The organism is Desulfomarina sp., assembly GCF_054039375.1.
In genome coordinates this window covers 1-18,684 of the sequence record NZ_JBPLBA010000010.1, presented here as the reverse complement: position 1 = coordinate 18,684, position 18,684 = coordinate 1, and the positions used below count along the sequence as shown (strand labels likewise).

Annotated in this window: 18 protein-coding genes; 1 reads left to right on the top strand and 17 read right to left on the bottom strand. The window is 44.0% G+C overall.

Features of this window, described 5'->3' with window-relative positions:
• Positions 1–269: 269 nt before the first annotated feature.
• The 15 genes from ACXLDX_RS00580 to ACXLDX_RS00510 all read right to left on the bottom strand — a co-directional run bounded on the left by ACXLDX_RS00580 (position 270) and on the right by ACXLDX_RS00510 (position 15,003).
• The gene (locus ACXLDX_RS00580) at positions 270–1,202 is read right to left on the bottom strand and encodes a hypothetical protein (RefSeq protein WP_457575242.1); all 933 of its coding nucleotides are present in this window, start codon (positions 1,200–1,202) and stop codon (positions 270–272) included.
• A gap of 822 nt (positions 1,203–2,024) precedes the next feature.
• Positions 2,025–3,260: a M48 family metallopeptidase gene (locus ACXLDX_RS00575; protein ID WP_457575241.1), complete on the bottom strand. Its 1,236-nt coding sequence runs from the start codon at positions 3,258–3,260 to the stop codon at positions 2,025–2,027.
• Positions 3,261–3,429: 169 nt separating this feature from the next.
• On the bottom strand, positions 3,430–4,842 hold the full coding sequence (locus ACXLDX_RS00570; protein ID WP_457575240.1) for an NADH-quinone oxidoreductase subunit N: 1,413 nt from the start codon (positions 4,840–4,842) through the stop codon (positions 3,430–3,432).
• 178 nt (positions 4,843–5,020) lie between these two features.
• Positions 5,021–6,562 (bottom strand): complex I subunit 4 family protein, encoded by a 1,542-nt coding sequence (locus tag ACXLDX_RS00565; RefSeq protein WP_457575239.1) that lies wholly within the window; start codon positions 6,560–6,562, stop codon positions 5,021–5,023.
• Positions 6,563–6,588: 26 nt separating this feature from the next.
• Complete coding sequence (locus tag ACXLDX_RS00560) at positions 6,589–8,379, bottom strand: Na(+)/H(+) antiporter subunit D (protein WP_457575238.1); 1,791 nt, start codon at positions 8,377–8,379, stop codon at positions 6,589–6,591.
• Entirely contained in the window at positions 8,369–8,623 is a 255-nt protein-coding gene (locus tag ACXLDX_RS00555) for a hypothetical protein (RefSeq protein WP_457575237.1), read from the bottom strand. The genes ACXLDX_RS00560 and ACXLDX_RS00555 overlap by 11 nt, the downstream gene beginning before the upstream one ends.
• A complete protein-coding gene (locus ACXLDX_RS00550) occupies positions 8,620–10,083 on the bottom strand; it encodes a monovalent cation/H+ antiporter subunit D family protein (RefSeq protein ID WP_457575236.1) in 1,464 nt (487 codons plus the stop codon). Before ACXLDX_RS00550 ends, ACXLDX_RS00555 begins: the two co-directional genes overlap by 4 nt.
• 17 nt (positions 10,084–10,100) lie before the next feature.
• Positions 10,101–10,427: an NADH-quinone oxidoreductase subunit NuoK gene (nuoK, locus tag ACXLDX_RS00545; RefSeq protein ID WP_457575235.1), complete on the bottom strand. Its 327-nt coding sequence runs from the start codon at positions 10,425–10,427 to the stop codon at positions 10,101–10,103.
• On the bottom strand, positions 10,427–10,975 hold the full coding sequence (locus ACXLDX_RS00540; RefSeq protein WP_457575234.1) for an NADH-quinone oxidoreductase subunit J family protein: 549 nt from the start codon (positions 10,973–10,975) through the stop codon (positions 10,427–10,429). The genes nuoK and ACXLDX_RS00540 overlap by 1 nt, the downstream gene beginning before the upstream one ends.
• A complete protein-coding gene (locus ACXLDX_RS00535) occupies positions 10,972–11,412 on the bottom strand; it encodes a 4Fe-4S dicluster domain-containing protein (RefSeq protein WP_457575233.1) in 441 nt (146 codons plus the stop codon). Before ACXLDX_RS00535 ends, ACXLDX_RS00540 begins: the two co-directional genes overlap by 4 nt.
• A 2-nt stretch (positions 11,413–11,414) precedes the next feature.
• A complete protein-coding gene (nuoH, locus tag ACXLDX_RS00530) occupies positions 11,415–12,410 on the bottom strand; it encodes an NADH-quinone oxidoreductase subunit NuoH (RefSeq protein WP_457575232.1) in 996 nt (331 codons plus the stop codon).
• A gap of 13 nt (positions 12,411–12,423) precedes the next feature.
• The gene (locus ACXLDX_RS00525; protein WP_457575231.1) at positions 12,424–13,545 is read right to left on the bottom strand and encodes an NADH-quinone oxidoreductase subunit D; all 1,122 of its coding nucleotides are present in this window, start codon (positions 13,543–13,545) and stop codon (positions 12,424–12,426) included.
• A complete protein-coding gene (locus ACXLDX_RS00520; RefSeq protein WP_457575230.1) occupies positions 13,542–14,054 on the bottom strand; it encodes an NADH-quinone oxidoreductase subunit C in 513 nt (170 codons plus the stop codon). The genes ACXLDX_RS00525 and ACXLDX_RS00520 overlap by 4 nt, the downstream gene beginning before the upstream one ends.
• Positions 14,055–14,110: 56 nt before the next feature.
• Positions 14,111–14,608, bottom strand: a complete 498-nt coding sequence (locus tag ACXLDX_RS00515; protein WP_457575229.1) for an NADH-quinone oxidoreductase subunit B — start codon at positions 14,606–14,608, stop codon at positions 14,111–14,113.
• Entirely contained in the window at positions 14,578–15,003 is a 426-nt protein-coding gene (locus ACXLDX_RS00510) for an NADH-quinone oxidoreductase subunit A (RefSeq protein ID WP_457575228.1), read from the bottom strand. The genes ACXLDX_RS00515 and ACXLDX_RS00510 overlap by 31 nt, the downstream gene beginning before the upstream one ends.
• A gap of 460 nt (positions 15,004–15,463) precedes the next feature.
• Between ACXLDX_RS00510 and ACXLDX_RS00505 the strand changes: the two genes are divergently transcribed.
• Complete coding sequence (locus tag ACXLDX_RS00505) at positions 15,464–16,438, top strand: LysR substrate-binding domain-containing protein (RefSeq protein WP_457575227.1); 975 nt, start codon at positions 15,464–15,466, stop codon at positions 16,436–16,438.
• A 256-nt stretch (positions 16,439–16,694) separates the two neighbouring features.
• On the opposite strand, the gene truA is transcribed toward ACXLDX_RS00505, so the two are convergent.
• Positions 16,695–17,456 (bottom strand): tRNA pseudouridine(38-40) synthase TruA, encoded by a 762-nt coding sequence (gene truA / locus ACXLDX_RS00500; RefSeq protein WP_457575226.1) that lies wholly within the window; start codon positions 17,454–17,456, stop codon positions 16,695–16,697.
• A 41-nt stretch (positions 17,457–17,497) separates the two neighbouring features.
• Entirely contained in the window at positions 17,498–18,541 is a 1,044-nt protein-coding gene (argC, locus tag ACXLDX_RS00495) for an N-acetyl-gamma-glutamyl-phosphate reductase (RefSeq protein ID WP_457575225.1), read from the bottom strand.
• Positions 18,542–18,684: the final 143 nt, after the last annotated feature.

The following is an 18,684-nucleotide window of genomic DNA, read 5'->3' as shown; positions in this document are numbered from 1 at the left end:
TATGTTGTTATTTAGTTTTCAAGGACCATCTCTCAACCCGCTTTATAAAAACGAATCGCGCGGTACAAGTTCCGCGGTGAGGCAAACAATTTAATGCAGATAAACTAAACTGTCAATCTCTTTGTTCTGTCATTTCATCTTTTGTTTCAACCAAATGAATCACCAGAAAACACCCCGGCATCTCCAAAAGACCGCGGCAAACTACTTTATTGCGCAACAGCCGTCAAGGAGAAAATGAAAGAAATGAGAAAAATAAAAAAGATACAAGTCTATTTTCTTTTTTTATTGCGTATATAAGTCTTTGTTAATGCAGGGTGTTCTTTTATGATTTGATCAAGTTCAGGATTCAGCTTCTCAGTCAGGAAATCGTCAATCTGGGAATAGGTCATGTCTTGAGAAACAGCCTCTTCTACTGCTTTTGCAAACTGGCTCTGATCCTCTCTGCTTGCTATATAAGAGAATATTCCAGCAGTAGGGGATTGTTTTAGACTGTTTTCAAGAGCGTCAAGACGTTCAGAAAAAGATGAAATTTCTTTCTTAACCTCTTTCTGGAATTGAGATAGTTCTACTAATTGTTCTTTAAGACCATTGTCGGTACGAGTCTCAATTTTTTCTGTCAAGGTGGCAATAGCTGATTCCCTCTCTCTTTCAAGTGAGTTGAGAGATTGAACCGCTTGTTCCAGTTCTTCAAATTTTAATTTAATAGTGGAGTTTTCTGAGCTTAATGATGAAAAATCCTGATTCAGAGATCGGAGATCATTTTCAAGTGATGCAATTTTTTCTTCAAATTGAATATTGTTTTCACGAAGCTGAGATATCTCTTGAATCATTGTGTTATATTCCTCCTCTGAAATGCTGATATTAGAAGAACTGGAGCAGCATGAAAACCTGTCCTTATATATCAGCAGGTTTTGAGAAAAGTTTTTTTTTAAGTCACTGTACATCTGTATTGCTGATTCTGGTGAATTGAGAGCAACCGCCCCCAGGAAAATAGCAACAAGAATGAAAATAGAAAAAGCAAGGGCAAATGAAAGCCCCAAGACAAAAAGGATTGTATTACCGATACCGGAGAAGACTGATATGGCACCCCCTCCACCTGTTGCGGAACCGGAAGAAGGTGACAGCATAGCTATAAGAACGACAATAGCACCTATGATGACCGCCGACTGAATTAATGGTTTACGAAATTCGTTGTTTTCCATATTTTTCTCCTGATGGCAAATATTTAAGGTATGAAACGATGTAGAAGCCATTTGTCAAATGAAAGAGAGGAGAGCAGAACTGCAATTAATCAGTTGCTGTCTTCTGTCTGTCAAGATGGCGATTTTTTTTTATTTGAAAAAATAACAGTAACTGAAAAATAATACCAGTTAGTTCCTAAAAATCAATAAATCTATGCCTGAAGTCAATATGGAATTCAGGTATGAAGTCATGCCTGTAACAGAATTGTTGAGTGGTGATTGAGAACGTACACCGTAACTTAGTGTTTTTATAATTTTTTTAATATTGTGCTCCCCGTGTGTCACAGATTTTTACAACCTCTTTGTTATTCATACAGGCAAAAGAGAACGAGAACATCAGGGAGGCTGTAAGTAATTACCTTGAAAGATGATTTCAAACAGATAAACATCTAACTATTGGTAGTGTCAAGATGAATATTTTCTGTTCCTTAAATGATCTCTACCTGATTGTATTGACGAATATTATTGAATCTGAACCTGCCGGAGGTGCGAAATTTGAGGTTAAGTGGCCTGAAGAAAGACATGCTTCAGGCCATTGTTAATGAAACTGGTGGTCGAACCAGCGGAGCATGCAGGTTGGTGAAGTTTCCACCTGCAGCCTAATGATAATAGGAAAATCTACTGCGAATCAAAAAGTGAATGACTGATTTTGCAGGATATCTTGGAATACATTGAGATGAAAGCATAATCACATTTTTTATTTCCCTGGGTACAGGATTTAAAATGTATTTTATTGTGAAAATATCTTGAGAGCGCCATGGATTCATGTCAATGCCTTGATTATCATGAAATCTGCCTGATCCTGTCTATACGCTTTAATATCGGAGGATGGGTATAATTGAGTATTACAAAAAAAGGGTGGGGTGAGAGATTGCTGAGGTTGTTTTTTGAAAGGGTTTTCAGACCACCAACAAGTGCATCCGCACATCCGGTTGTTTTGACACTGTATTCGTCGGCTTCAAATTCATGTCTGCGTGAAATCCAGTTGAGGATAATTGATAAAAACATATTCACTGGAGAATAGATGAAACTGAAAAAGACTATTGATGTGTAAATGGAATATTCAGCAATACCCAGGGATCTGATCAATTCATGATTTTTCAGGAAGAAAGAAAGAATAAAAAACATGATGCCGATCTGTATTCCAGAAAGCACTATCATTTTTTTTATATGATTCAGTTTTAAATGGCCCATTTCATGGGCAAGGACAGCAACGATTTCACCAACCGTTAATTTTTCAATCAGCGTATCGAAAAGAACAATTTTTCTGAATTTGCCAAATCCCGTGAAAAACGCATTCAGCTTAGTGGATCGTCTGGAGCCATCCATTGTAAAAATCCCCTGGAGTTGAAATTTTTCTTTCCGTGAATAGTGATCAATGGCATCTCTCAATTCACCTTCTGCAAGAGGGGTGAAGGTGTTGAAAAGAGGTAAAATCAGTACCGGTGCCAGGAACTGCAGGACAACGGAAAAGAGAAAAACTCCGACCCAGCAGTAGAGCCAGGAAAAAGTGGAGGCCTGAATGAGAAAAAGGAGAATTAGAGACAATAAGGGGATTCCTATTGCACTAGTCAGGAGGATTGTTTTTATGGTATCAGCAATGAAGGTTACAGGAGTTGAACGGTTAAAACCAAATCTTTCTTCGATGGAAAACGTTGAGTATATGGAAAAAGGAATATTAAAAAAAAAGAAACCAAATAAGAGTGTACCAATGTAAATGACCCCTGTTATGACAGGGCCAAAATGAAAATTTCTAGCCCATGTATCAAGTAGATTGAAGCCTCCGTAAAGGAAGAAGATGCAGATCAGCAGGAGATTAAAACTGCTTTGTAGAATTGAAAATTTTGTTGTAATGCGGAGATAATCCTGTGAATGCTGGTAGTCTGTTTTGTTGTAAATATCTTTGAACTCATCTGGGATATCATTGGAGATCCCTTTGATATTAAGATAGGAAGCTACGGTTTCAATAATGTGGGAGGAAAGGAGGATAAGAAGAATGGTGATAAGCCAGAAATTCATGATCGGAGCTCCACACGAAAATAGAAAAGCCCTGAAGAATGAGCTTCAGGGCGTGGATTGATCCGGATGATCAATATGGAAAACTTCAGCTGGAGAAAGTGTCTTTTATCTCCATGGCAGACAGGTTATTTATTTTATTACAGGTTACGATGTTCATTAGAAATTCAGGTTAGATAATCGCTTGTACTGCACTGGTTGTCAGGGCAATAAATTTACCAGGTATTATTCCCATGATAGCAATGATCAGAATAAGTGCAATGCAGAGAATGGAATGAAAACGACCCGGGACAATAGTTTCTCTCTGTTCATCATCAGTACAGAAGGTGACCCTGACAATTGAAAGGTAATAATATATTGCAATGGCCGTATTAAAAGCCGCCAGGATAACAAGCACCAGGTGTCCCTTGTTAAGTGCACCGACAAGCAGCATGAATTTTCCGGTAAAGCCGACAAAAGGTGGAATTCCGGCCAGAGCAAAAAGTCCTACCGTCAGGGTCAGGGCGAGAAGAGGTGCTCGTTTATGCAGTCCGGTAAGGTCATCAATGGCAACGTTTTGTCCATTACCTGCGACGGTACAGATTACCAGAAAGCAGGCCAGGTTCATGAAAGCATAACCGATAATATAATAGAAAGCCGTTGCAAATCCGCTTACCTGAAAAGTCAGCAGACCGAGCACGATAAACCCGGCGTGGGAAATACCGGAAAATCCAAGAAGTCGCTTAATATCAGTTTGTACAAGGGCGGAAAGGTTTCCATAAAACATTGACAGGATGGCGCATACCATCAGGGCTCTGGTGATCACTTCACCATCCGGGGTAACCAGGGAAACAAAGCGGATAAGGAGTGCGACAGCTGCAAGTTTCGGTACGGCAGCAATAAATGCGGTGGTTTCATTTGAAGCGCCCTCATATACATCAGGAACCCAGAAATGGAGTGGAAAAAGACCAAGTTTGTAAAAAAATCCAGTGAGTACCAGGAGTACCGCAACCACGGCCGCAGGTGAATTATACATATGGGAAATTCTGTCTAGAATTTCAGTGAGGTGGGTGGATCCTGTCAAACCATAAATATAACTCATTCCGTAGAGCATAAAACCAGTAGCCATCACCCCGTAAAGCAGGTATTTGATTCCGGCCTCGGACTGCCTTCCCATGTTTTTACCGGATCGCCTCATGGGTACCATCAGATACACTGCAAAAGAGGACAGCTCAAGAGAAATAAAAATCGAAATGAGCTCAACACTGGAAACCAGCATCATGAGTCCCAGCACTGACATGAACAGAAAAAGATAATATTCAGGAAGAATATTTTTCTTGATACCTGCACCTTTATCACTGAAAGCAAGTACAATAAAAGTTGCCAGAGCAATCAGGGTTTTGAACAGTTGGGAGAAAAAATTGACTCTGTATGAGTTATAAAAAAGAGAACCATCAGCTCCAAGGGAGATGAGTGATCCGGCTAGAGTAACAGCAGATAAGATAAGTGCCACCTTTCTGGTGCTGTTTCTTTCAGGTTTTCCCAGACTGAAAACAAAAAGAATCAGGCCAGCTCCTAACAGCGTTAATTCGGGGAAAAATAGCATTGTGTTACCTTTATGAAGGTCTTTAATAAAATATCAATGATAACTTCTCACAGGGTAACCCTGTGTTTTTATTACCTCTGAACTGTCATTGCTCATCTGTCTCAGATTTTTACAGGTTCTTCTGCAGCCTAACTGTATAGGCAAAAGAGACCTCGAAAAGCTATGTGTGTAACTACCGTCAATGAAGAATTAAATCGGTTAAAGCAACAGCCTGAGCCTGATGAGCCTGCAGTTGGCTGAGCAGCTGCATTACCGAAGTATGCATCAGATCAATGAACGGTTGTGGCCCAAGCCCAATCCAGAAAACAAAAAAGAGAAAGGGGGTAAGTGTTACAATTTCACGAATATTCAGATCACTGATCCAGGATTGATCCGGATTGTCTGTGCCACCCCAGATAATTTTCTGTAGCATTCTTAACATATAGGCTGCAGCAAGTACTGCTCCGGGAATTGCAGCAAGAGCGAGGTATGGGAACTGGCCGCTGCCTGTGCTGAACTGGAAAGCCCCTGCCAGAATCATAAATTCTCCGACAAAACTGTTTGTCCCTGGAAAGCCAAAGGAAGAGAGGGAGAAAAAAGCAAGAAATGTGACATAAATCGGCATAAATTTTCCTACACCAGTAGCCGATCGCAGTTCGCGGCTGTGGGTTCGCTCGTAAATCATGCCAACACATAGAAAGAGTGCTCCAGTAGTGATACCGTGATTAACCATCTGCAGAATGGCACCTTCAATGCCGTCTATATTCAGCACAAAAATACCCAGAGTAACAAACCCCATATGCCCTACGGATGAATAGGCAATGAGCTTTTTCATATCACTCTGAGCAAGAGCTGTGAAGCCACCGTAGATGATACCTGCAATGGAAAGCCAGAGCACATAAGGCATGAGAATCATTGTTGCATCGGGGGTAATGGGCAGGGCAAAACGGAGAAAACCATATGTCCCCATTTTCAATAGAATGGAGGCAAGGATAACGGAACCGGCTGTTGGTGCTTCAACATGGGCTGCAGGCAACCATGTATGAAAAGGAAACATTGGAACCTTAATGGCAAACGCGAGAAAAAAGGCAAGAAAGAGATAAACTTGAGATGTGAGAGAGTAATTCTGCCACATCATGTCGGGAATATAAAAACTGTAATCATTTGCAAGGTAGAGCCAGATTATACCGACCAGAAGAAGTATTGATCCCGCAAGGGTATAGAGAAAAAACTTGATTGAGGCGTATATTTTTCTGGGTCCGCCCCAAATGGCTATAAGCATATACATGGGTATAAGCATGGTTTCCCAGAGGACATAAAAGAGAACAAAATCCAATGCAGCGAAGACCCCGATCATTGCCGTTTCCATGATAAGCAGGCAAATCATGAATGGCTGAACCCGTGTTTTTATATAAGACCAAGAAGCAAGAACACAGAAGGGCATGATAAAAGTGGTCATCAGAATGAGCAGTATTGAAATACCATCAACACCGATCGTGTAATTGATATTCAGAGAGCTGATCCAGCTATAATGCTCTCCAAATTGGAATTTGGCGGAAGTTTTATCAAAACCGAAAAGAAGTCCCAGTGATATGATTGCAACGGTCCCGGTGACTGCCAGGGAGAGAATTCTGCACATCGCTTCATTTTTGACAAAAAGAAGCGCAAAGGCTCCTGCAAGTGGCAGGAAAATGAGTACACTCAGGATAGGGAAGCCGGAATTAAGCAGTAATTGATCCATTACGAGTGATCCTTGAGTTCAAAGTGTTATAAACAGACATAAGAAAACAGTAGAATTGCGGCAAACGTGAATGAAAAATAGAGAGTATACTGTATTTGTCCACGCTGTAGAACAATGCTGATTCGCCGCCCTATTGCCCGCACGCACCTGGCACTGCCGTCCACTAAGCCATCAATGGCATGCCAGTCAAACCAGGACCAGAATCGGGCTGTTGTCATCAGTGAATAAAGACCAATAACCCTGTAGACATTGCCCCAGAGGGTGTCGAGCCATTGGATGGGATTTTTGGCAAGCCAGAGAAAAACCTGACCACCCTTTCTGTAAAACCAGTCAAGATCAAGGCTGATGGTGGCTCTGGGGCCGATTTTGTCTTTCAGGAAGAAGAAAGCCAGGGCTGTAAAAGCAAGAATCTGCAATGTTTCACTTAAGTGATATCCACCGTATGGATGAAAAACAACATCTTTGTAGGGCAGCATGTTGTAAAGGAAAGGTGTGTACGAGCCAATGACAAAGCAGAGCAGAGCGGCAATAATCATGGCAAGCTGCATATTCCATGGGGGATCCTGTGCTTTGTCAAATGTTGCATCGTCACTTTTTTTCTCACCAAAGAAAATCAGGTAGGGAAGGCGAAGGCCGGCGACAAGAAAAGTGCCGACTGAAACCATGCTCAAAAGAAAGGCGGCAACGAAGAGATGTGATTCAAAACCTGCTGCAATGATCATGGATTTTGTAACAAAACCTGAGAAAAAGGGAAACGCAGAAACTGATATACCACCAATGACCATGAAAATGAGGGTAAGAGGCATCCTGCGATACAAACCACCCAATTGAGTAAACGTTGATTTGCCTGTTGCATGGATGACGGCTCCGGCTCCCATGAAAAGAAGTCCTTTATAAAGGATATGGGCAAATGCATGGGCACATGCTCCGTTAATGGCCAGGGCTGTACCGATACCTACCCCCGTCACCATATACCCGACCTGACTGACAATTTCCCAGCCGAGAAGTCTGCGGATATCGTTTTCCATGATGGCATAGACAATACCGTAAATGGCCATGACGACACCTAAAACTATAAGGATATCAAAGCCGGCGAAAGCCCGGGCAAGAGTGTAGATCGCTGTTTTTGTTGTAAAGGCACACATGAATACTGCGCCGGTGATGGAAGCTTTGCTGTAGGCATCCGGCAGCCACGAGTGGAGCGGGGGAACAGCAGCATTGAGCATGAGCCCGGCCATGATAAGCCAGGTATACAGTTGTGTGTTTTCTTCACTCAGCAGGACGAAGGAAAGATCCTGGGTGGCCTGATATCTGAGAACAAAACCGAGCAGAAGAACAACACCACCAAAGGTGTGCACGAGCAGGTATCGGTATCCTGCGGCGATGGCACCCTTATCACTGTTGAACCAGATAAGGAATGTCGAGGCAAAAGCCATCATCTCCCAGAAAAGAAAAAGGACGAGATAATCCCCACAGTATATGACTCCAAGGGAGCCTGCAACATAGAACCAGGCGGCCATGTGTTGCAAGTAATCTTTAACGTGCAGGCCGTATATTGTGCCGATAACCGCCATGAGGGCCATTATGAATCCAAAGACAATGGAAAGGTTGTCAACCCGGCCGAAGATCAGAGTCCATTTTCCCATAAAAGTGACAACACCGTACGTGCCGGGATGCCAGCTGAGGTAGATTACATTAAGAAAGGTCAGCAGGGGTACGAGGAAAAGGAAAGGTTTCCTGAACGGTCCTTTGATAAAGGGCAGGAGAAGTGCACCGATAATCATGATCAGTGCCGGGTGAAAAAAACTAATTATCATAGTAATCCTCCCGGGTCATAATGCCGCTTTTTCCAAACCATCGTGAAAAATAGACCAGTATCACGCAGGAAAAAACTCCAAACAGAGCCCAGAATCCGGGGATATGCTTTTCCATCCACGTATGGGCATGGTGGGTATCGACTCCGGAAACAGACCAGACGATAATAGTTGCCAAACCTATCCAGGAACAGAGTTTTACTGCTCCGGGACGGGCCTTGAGATAATCAATAATCTGAATAATCATCCTGTCACCGCCTTGACAAATTGCAACATGAAATCAGGGAAAATGCCTATTAATACGGATATTGTACAGGCAATAAGAATTGGGATCAGCATGGAGAGTGGTGCTTCCTTTATGCCGGTAAAGGGCTCGTCTGCTGGTCTTTTGCCGAAAAAAGCCTTGTAAGTGACCGGGGCAAAATACGCGGCATTAAGCATGGTACTGGCAATAAGTATCAGGAGGATACCCATCTGGTGAGCCTCTATTGAACCGATGAGCAGGTTCCATTTTGTAATAAAACCAGCCACCGGAGGTGCGCCGATCATACTCAGAGACGCAATACCGAATGCGGCAAAAGTAAACGGCATTGTTTTTCCGAGCCCTTCCATTTCTGAAATATATTTTTTATGGCTGGCAACATATATTGCGCCGGCACAGAAAAAGAGGGTGATTTTTGAAAAGGCATGGTTGACTATATGGATCAAACCTCCCTGTATTCCGGTATCTGTCAGCAGGGCAACGCCTAAAATGATATAGGAGAGCTGGCTGACAGTGGAATAAGCCAGCCGGGCTTTGAGATTATCTTTGGACAGGGCGATAATAGAAGCGGCCAGAATAGTGAAACTGACAAAATAGGCTGTTGGAATCCCCAGGTTGAGCGCATGCATTGTCTGTGTACCAAAGACATACAGCATGACTCTGGTGGTGCAGAAGACACCAACTTTGACCACCGCAACCGCATGGAGCAGGGCGGAAACCGGAGTGGGAGCGACCATTGCCCCGGGAAGCCAGTGATGGAAAGGCATGATACCGTTTTTTGCAAAACCGAAGATACAGAAAATATATAGCATTATCACCAGAGTTTTGTTTATATCAGCCGGAAAGATCCCCGTGGAGATGTCCGGCGCAAAATCCAGTGTACCTGTGAGTACATAAATGAGAATCATGGCAGGCAGAAGAAAGGCCTTTGCCGTAGTTGTCAGGTAGATGATGTATTTTCTGGCACCGTGGTACCCTTCTTCATCCTGGTGGTGCGCAACCAGCGGGTAGGTGCAGATGGAGACGATTTCATAAAAGAGGTACATGGTGAAGAGATTATCGGAAAAAGCGACACCGATGGCCCCGAAGATCGCAAGGGCAAAGCAGGCGTTGAATCGGGTCTGGGCATGTTCCTTCAACCCTCTCATATATCCCATTGAATAAAAGACAGCAATAGTCCACAGGGAGGAGGCAACAATGGCAAAAATCATTGACATGGCATCCGCCCTGAGCGCGACAGTTACTCCGGGGAGGATGGTAAATATCAGGAAAAAAAGGGTTTTTCCTTTGAGCACTGCCGGGATCATCGATGCGACAATGAGGAGCAGGAGGATGGAAGCAACGGAAGAAATCCCCTCCCGGATATTTTCGTTATCGCCTTTGAACATAACGCCCAACGTGGCAATAAGAGGGATAAGCAGAGCTATGAGTAGTTTATAATCCATTCCTGACGGCTCCATGGCTAACCTTTTAGTTGTACGGTGTCTTCGGCATCGATTGATTTAAAGTGGTGATAAATAGCTATAATAATACTGAGTCCAATTGCTGCTTCAGCTGCCGCGATGGCCATTATGAACAATGTGAACACTTGGCCGGTAACGGGATCAGGAGCTGTAAACCTGTTGAAAGCCATAAAATTTACGGATGCACCTGCCAGCAGGAGTTCAGCTGCTATCAGCATGCCTATAAATGTTTTTCTGGTAACAATGCCGTATACGCCCATTGCAAAAAGGCAGGCTCCGATAATGAGAAAAGTATCTATACTGTTATAGAGTGTAAGGACTGGCATCAGTTTTCCCTCCTGACCCGGGCTATAACCAGGGCGCCTATAATGGCAATGAGAAGAACAATGGAAACAAGCTCAAAGGCCATGGAGTAATCGGTCAACAGTTTAATGCCGATGGTTTTAATCGAACCGTCGTTTATTTTTTCCATGGAAGTCCACTTGGTTTTCAGTGCAAGAACTGAAAATCCTCCTGCAACAAGGGCGGCTGTCCCAAATCCGAGAGGGCCTATAAGGGGACCTCCTCTTCCGGTTTTCTTTTTTTCTTCAGGAGCAGCAAGCATTATTGCAAAAGAGATTGTGACAGCGACAGCTCCCACGTAAATAAGAACCTGCATCATGGCGACAAAAGGTGAATTAAGATAATAATAAATACCCGCTACACCTATGAAGCAGACTATTAATCCTCCAATCGCCCGGACCAGTCTTTCAGAGTTGCAGGCTATCATTGCACCAATGAGAGTGATGACCAGGTTGATCAGAAAAATAACTCCAGCAAGTCCATCTACACTGAACAGAGCAGGTGAGGTTGATAATGGAATCGAAGGACTCATTTGTTTCTTTCCTCAAGTCGTTGAAGAAGATCAAAAATAAAATCTTCTCTTCTGGTGGAAGCTAGATTGTATTCCTTGGAATACTCAATGGCATTGAAATTGCACGATTCAACGCAGGATCCGCAAAGTGAACATCTCGTGAAATCAAGCACATAGCTGGTTAGTATTTTTTTCTTTTCTCCTTCAGGTTTTTTGCCGCTCAGGCTGATGCACCCGGATGGACAGGCCCTCTGGCACATGCCACAAACAATGCAGTTGGCTTTGCCCTCTTCATTGGCAATCAGTTCGATGTGTCCACGAAATCTTTCGGTCATGGTCAGCGTTTCGTAAGGGTATTCAACTGTGACCGTGGGTTTGAAAAATTCCTTGAACGTAATGCCCATGCCGATGAAAAGGCTGACGAGACCGTTGTATATTTCAGAAAAATAGGCAACCATATTCAAAATACCTTTATCAGTCCCGCAGTAACGAGCAGGTTTACAAGGGAAAGGGGAATGAGAATTTTCCAGGAAAGATTGAGAAGACCGTATATTGTTGTCCGTGGAAATGTCCAGCGGATCCAGATAAACGTTGCAATCAGCAGGTAGAGTTTCAACAGAAACCACCATACGCCGGGGAAAAGGCCGAAAGGGCAGCTCCAGCCGCCAAGGAAAAGAATGGTCGTCATACAGGAGCCGATAACGATATTGGCATATTCCCCCATGAAGAAAAGGCCAAAACCCATGGAGCCGTATTCTGTGTGGAAACCGGCCACAAGTTCACTTTCCGCTTCTCCAAGATCGAACGGTGCACGATTGGTTTCAGCAAGGGTGCAGGTAAAGAAAATCAGGAAAGAAAGGGGCATGAGTATGTTATGTGAATTGCCGAACAGGGGAAAGATATTCCAGTGGAGAATTGATGCACTCTGCTGACGGACGATTTCAGTGAGGTCCATGGACCCTGCGATCATGACCACGGTGATGGTTGTGATCAACATTGGGATTTCATAAGCTACAGCCTGGGATACGGCACGAACGGAAGACATCATGGAATACTTGTTCCTGGAACTCCATCCGGCAAAGAGCAGAGACATTCCCCCAGTCGAAGCAAAGGCAAAAACCATAAGAATCCCGACATTCATATTTCGAGCCACTATGGAGTCGGAAAACGGAATGGTGACAAAACTCATAATCGCAGGAAACATGGCGAGGACAGGAGCCGCAATGAAAAGTACTTTGTCAACTCCTCCTGGTATTGTAAGCTGCTTGGCCATCAGTTTGATCCCGTCAAGCGGAGGCTGCAGAAGTCCAAAAGGACCATTGATATTTGGACCCGGGCGTCTCTGGATTCGAGCGGCCCCTCGTCTTTCAGCCCAGACCAGGTAAGCGGCGTTGAGTGCTGCAAAACCAATGGCTATCACTACGGCAACGATTACATTAAGAAGTGTTAAGCTCATAGATTCTTCCTTTTTACCTGTCAATCTCGGGGATGACCAGATCAAGACTTCCCATGAACGCAAGAGCATCCATAATCATCAACCCTTTACAAGACTCATCAAAAAGATGCATGTTGGAGTAGGTTGGAGATCTGAGTTTCAGCCTGTAGGGAGTTTTGGTGCCATCACTAACAAGTCGTACTCCGAAGCTGCCTCTGGCCGTCTCCACCGCCTGATAGTAATCGCCCGCAGGAGGTTTGATTATTTTCGGCTTTTTCTTTGGCATAATGGGGCCGTCGGGGAGTTTGTCGAGACCCTGTTCAATGATCCGCAGTGATTGTTCTATTTCATCCATTCGAACCATGTAGCGGGCGAGTGAATCACACTCATGGTAAACAGGGATATCAAAATCGAATTCAGGATATACGGAATAGGGTTCATTTTTCCGCACATCAAAGTCAATTCCCGAGCCCCTGGCCACCGCACTGGATGCGCCGTACTTGCGGCATATTTCTTTGGAAAGATAAGCGTTACCTTCGAGTCGTTTACGAAAAATTATGTTTCCTGTGACAAGTTTTTCGTATTTCTTTAAAGATTTACGCATGCGAGGAATAAATTTTCTGGCGGCAGCAATAAAATCATCGTCGATATCATTATATAGACCACCAAACCTGAAATAGCAGTAAGTGAGGCGCGACCCGGTTACAGCTTCCAGCATATCAAGGATATACTCTCTGTCCTGAAGAGCATACATAAGAGGACTGAACCCTCCAAGATCCATGACAAAGGCGCCAAACCAGAAAAGATGCGAAGCAATTCGATTCAGTTCAACCATGATCGCCCGGATATATTCCGCACGTTCGGGAACTTCAATTCCAGCAGCCTTTTCAACAACAAGTACATGGCCGTGGGAATAGCCCAGTGCCCCCAGGTAATCCATTCTGCTGAGGTTCATGAGAAACTGGGGATAGGTTTTCGTTTCACCCATTTTTTCATGCATGCGGTGGATATAACCGATAACAGTTTCCGCATTGACGATATACTCGCCGTTCATTTCCATTTTGACCCTCAGGACACCATGGGTTGCAGGATGCTGAGGCCCTACGTTGAGAACAAAAGTCTCGTCCGGCTGTAGCTGAATTGGTTGCGAACTCATGCCTTGAAATCCTTTAAGAGTGGATGGAAATCTGCATCTTCAGGGAGGAGCAGCGGGATTAAATGTGGATGCCCCTTAAATTGAATACCAAAAAAATCATGTGTTTCCCTTTCATGCCAGTTTGCTCCGGCATATATGGGAGTGATTGTTGGAACTTCAGGATTGTCGCGGTCAACTCTGGTTCGGATGACAACACGGCAGGTGTCGAAATCATAACGGCTGAAGTCGTAAATAAGTTCAAGCTGGTTCTCCTTGATCCAGTCAACTCCCGTTATGGTTTCTAGAAAAAAATCAAGTTCATCCACTATTGTAACAGCGTCTGTAAGTTGACCGACAGAGACCTGAATATCCAGATGATAACCGTGAACAGCGTAGTCACGTTCCACAATACCATTTTCCCGTGGAGGGGGAATTTTGCTTTCTTTTGTTTCTTCCGCTATTACAACTTCTTCAGATTCCGGGACCGGGAACAGTTTTTGAAAAGCAATTTTTGTTTTTTCAAGAATCATATTAGAGAACTCCGGAAAACAAATAAGTAAATTCGGGGAGAAAAGGTGTTTAAAGTTCAGGCAGCTTCGGGATTTTTCCACCTTTTCCAGTCAGAAACCAGGTGTTCCAGTTCAATAATTCCCTGGAGGAGAGCTTCAGGTCTTGGTGGGCATCCCGGAACATATACATCCACTGGAAGAAATTCATCGGCGCCGAGGACGATGGAATATTGTCCCTCAAAGGCAAATGGTCCCCCGGATATGGCGCAGTTGCCGAGGGCCATAACCCATTTGGGTTCCGGCATCTGGTCATAGAGCGTTTTTATACCCGGCATCATCTTTTTGGTGATAGTTCCGGCGACAATCATTACATCGCTTTGCCGGGGAGAAGGTCGAAATACCTCAGCACCAAACCTGGACATATCAAAGCGAGCGCACCCGGTTGCCATCATCTCAATGGCACAACAGGCAATTCCAAACGTCAGAGGCCAGAGAGAATTGGCCCTCCCGATATTAATGAGTTTGTCAGCTAGAGCAAATTGAACTATTGACGAAGGTACGTTTTGCGTTCCCACTTAAAGACTCCCTTTTTCCAGGCATAAACAATTGCCAATGACAGAATACCGACAAAAATAATTATTTCTATAAAGTCACGAATTGAAGATGCAAACAGAGCATCATTATATGCGATAGCTACCGGAAAAAGGAAAAGAACATCTACATCGAAGGCGAGGAAAATAAGTGCATAGAGATAAAAAACTACACCGTAACGTATCCATGGATCACCAATTGGATCCATACCGCATTCAATAGCTTGGAGAGCATTGTTGCGGATCTGTCTGGTACCGTTGGGCATAAGCAGGTAGACAATGGCAATCGGGCCAAGAGCAAATGCCAGACCACCCAATGTGAATGCTGCTACCCATATAACGTTTTCCTGGTATAGAAATGCAGTAAATTGCTGTTCCATTGCAGTTCCTTTTACAATTAAATTGGAAACGGATACCATGTGATCAATGCCATTATCTAAATGAAAATCATCTGTTGATCAAGTCATTTTTTTGCATCACCATTATTTTTAAAAACAGGAAGATAGGGAATAATAAGCATTTTCGTATATAATTATTGTTGATCGCCAGCATAAATAATGGTGAATATTATGTCAACAAAAAAATATAACGACATGTAGGCACAATTCGCACAAGTTTAAATTGCAATAATGGTGTTTATATTTGTTATTGCTGTGTATTTTATGCTTTATAGTGACTTGAGTGAATAAAATGCATAAGGTCGTTAAAAGTGGTGAATTCATTTTAAATGAATATTGAAAAGACTTGAGAAAGAATTCAAAAATGCTATATTAACAAGCGAATATGTAAATTATCAAGATATATAGTATCAATTTTACTGAAAGGTCATTCTGTCAGGTTATGTCTATCACGTTGAGACAATTAGAAATATTTATTGCTGTCGCAGAGACTGCACAGGTAACAAAAGCCAGTAAGAAGTTGTTTGTAACTCAGTCAGCGGTGAGCATGGCACTTGCTGAGCTTGAGAATCAACTTGGTGGGTCTCTTTTTGATAGACATGGTAGAAGTCTGCTGCTGAATGCCCGAGGACGTTACCTGCTTCCACTTGCCAAGGATATTACCTGTCAGGTTGGGAATATTGAATCCATCATGTCCGAAAGAAATGATACACTTGAGGGACATATTGAGGTTGTGGCAAGTACTACACTGGGAAATTATATTCTTCCCTACCTCATTGGAGGATTCAAAAGGGTCCACCCGAAAGTTCATGTCAATATGCTGGTTTACCAGACAAGTTATGCGGAAAAGCTGGTTTATGACAAAAAAATGGATCTTGGTTTTGTTGAAGGCCCTCTTTCAAGAAAAGAAGAAATATTGTCACGCCCATGGTTTGAGGATGAGTTGATTATTCTCTGCGGGCCAACGGATCCTCTTGCCCATAATGAAGTTTTTAATATGAAAACTGATATGAAAGGGAAGAAATGGATTATGCGGGAAAGAGGGTCGGGTACGGATGAAACCATTCGAAAAAAATTTGGCAAATACATGGATAATGTCAACATTGTCATGGAAATGGGCCATCCGGAGGCGGTAAAACGGGCTGTTGAATCCGGAGCAGGAATAACCTGTCTGTCTGCACTTTCCATCTGCCGGGAGGTTGAGAACGGTTGGTTAAAGAGTTTGAAAGTTGCAGATCTTGATATGAAGAGGCAGTTGAAAATCATCCAGCGGCGTGATCTGGAGTTGACCGATGCCCATGCCGAGTTTCTTTCGTTTTGCGATGTGATGACAATCTGTAATGAATCCAGGGTATGTCTCTCCTCACCCTGGAAACTGCAGTCACTTCTTGCCAGACATTCCTCAATGAAAAAATAAAATTTCCAGGGTAATTACTCACAGGTACCCCAGCTTTTCACGGTCTCCTGTGTCCGCATAGGTAGGCTATAGCGAACAAAAGAGTCTGCAAAAATCTGTGGCACCTGCGAGCAATTACAGTTCAGAGGTAATAAAATCATATAATTGCTACCCCTGTGAGTAGTTACTTTCCAGGTACACTTCCCTGGTGTCCGGGAAATTTATCTTCTGAAGTGCGTCATTAAAGCAGCAGGCTCTTGCCACTGGTCAGGTCTGCTCAGTAAAAAACTTTAATCAGGCTCAGGCCATGGGCCGGTGCTGTCGGACCGGCACAACTCCTGTCTTTTTCACCGAGTATTTTTTTGAACTGCTCAGGTGTCAGGCGGTTTCTGCCGCAATCCAGCGCAGTACCAACAATGTTTCTGACCATGTTTCGAAGGAAACCGTCACCGGTAAATTCCAGCAGCATCAGGTCTTTTTCCTGGTGAACAGAAGCGCGATACAGTGTTCTGACTGCGCCTCGGCCGGAAGTGGCATGTTTGTCACGTGTGCCGCTGTTTTCAAATGAAGAGAAATCGTGTGTTCCCTCCAGGTACGAAAGGGCCTGGGTGATTTTATCGAGTTTAAGATCTGTTTTGATATGCAGTGAGTAGAGGCGGATATTGGGAGGCTGGATGGATCCGGTAAAAATGGAATAGCGATATGTTTTTTTTATGGCGCTGAAACGAGAGTGAAAATTCTGGTCCACTTCGTCTGCCTGAAAAATTCGAATTGCTCCAGGAAGCATGGCGTTGAGTGCCTGGAGAAATTCTGCAGGGGTTATTGATGCCGTCGTACGGAAATGGGCCACCATCCCTTCCGCATGAACTCCTGCGTCTGTTCTCCCGGCCCCATGGAGGGTGATTTCGCTGCAGGTCATTCTGTTCAGACAGGTTTCAATTGTGCCCTGGATGGTTTTCCCCACCTCTTTTTGTCTCTGCCAGCCACTGAATCCGGTTCCATCGTAGCCAATAACAAGTTTTATATTTCGGGACTTCATGGATGCGGCAGCTCACAGGGTTAATAACTGGATGTTTACAGTCACGGAAAAAGAGGAATATTTTCCAATCCGCAGGTCTCGTCGAAACCACACATGAGATTCATGTTCTGTACGGCCTGCCCCGCTGCGCCTTTGACGATATTGTCGATACAGCTCATCACGATTACTCTGCCTGTCGCCTGGTCAATTTTGCAGGAAATATCACAGAAATTGGAACCTCTGACAAACTGTGTCGCAGGATAGTTGTCTTCTCCCAGAATTCTGATAAACGGCTCTGAATCGTACTCCAGGCGGTAGAGATCCGTAAGTGTGTTGTGATCAAAATTCGAGGAGAGAGTAGCATAGATCGTACTCAGAATCCCGCGGGAAATCGGGAGCAGGTGGGGTGTAAAGGTTATTGTGACATCTTTGCCGGCAACAGCTTTGAGTTCCTGTTCAATTTCCGGTGTATGTCTGTGGGCCCTGCCGACCTTGTATGGTTTAAAACCGTCATGGACTTCGCAGAAAAGAGTGGCTGTCTGTGGCGCGCGTCCGGCACCGGTTGTTCCGGATTTTGAGTCGGCAATAATCGAATTTACCTCGATTGCCCCCGCTTTCAGCAGTGGCGCGAGAGCAAGGATAATTGACGTTGGATAGCAGCCGGGATTAGCCGTGAGCCTGCTCGTGGATATCCTGTCCCTGTAAAGTTCGGGAAGGCCGTAAACCGCTTCTTCCAGCAGATCCGGTGATGAGTGGGGCTGGTACCATTTTTCATAGGTTGCAACATCGCGAATACGATAGTCAGCAGAAAGATCCACTATTTTTTTCCCGGCGTCAAGCAGTCCAGGTGCAATATCCATTGCTGTTTTATGAGGTACAGCCGTGAAGAAAAAATCGGCTCTGGAGGTGAGCTGGTCAGGAGTGAGGTTTTCGAAAACCAGTTCTGTTCTGTTTCTCAGGTTTGGGAAAATATCTGCGAGTTTCCTGCCCGCATATTTGCGGGATGTGGCTACTGTTAATCTGGCTTCAGGATGGTTGCACAGAATTCGGGTCAGCTCTGTGCCCGTGTATCCGGAGGCACCGACTATTCCAACATCAATTGTCATCAGTATGTCCTTTTATGTAACTACTCACAGGGGTAGCAATTATATGATTTTATTACATCTGAACTGTAATTGCTCACAGGTGCCGCAGATTTTTGCAGGCTCTTTTGTTCGCTATAGCCTACCTATGCGGACAAAAGAGACCG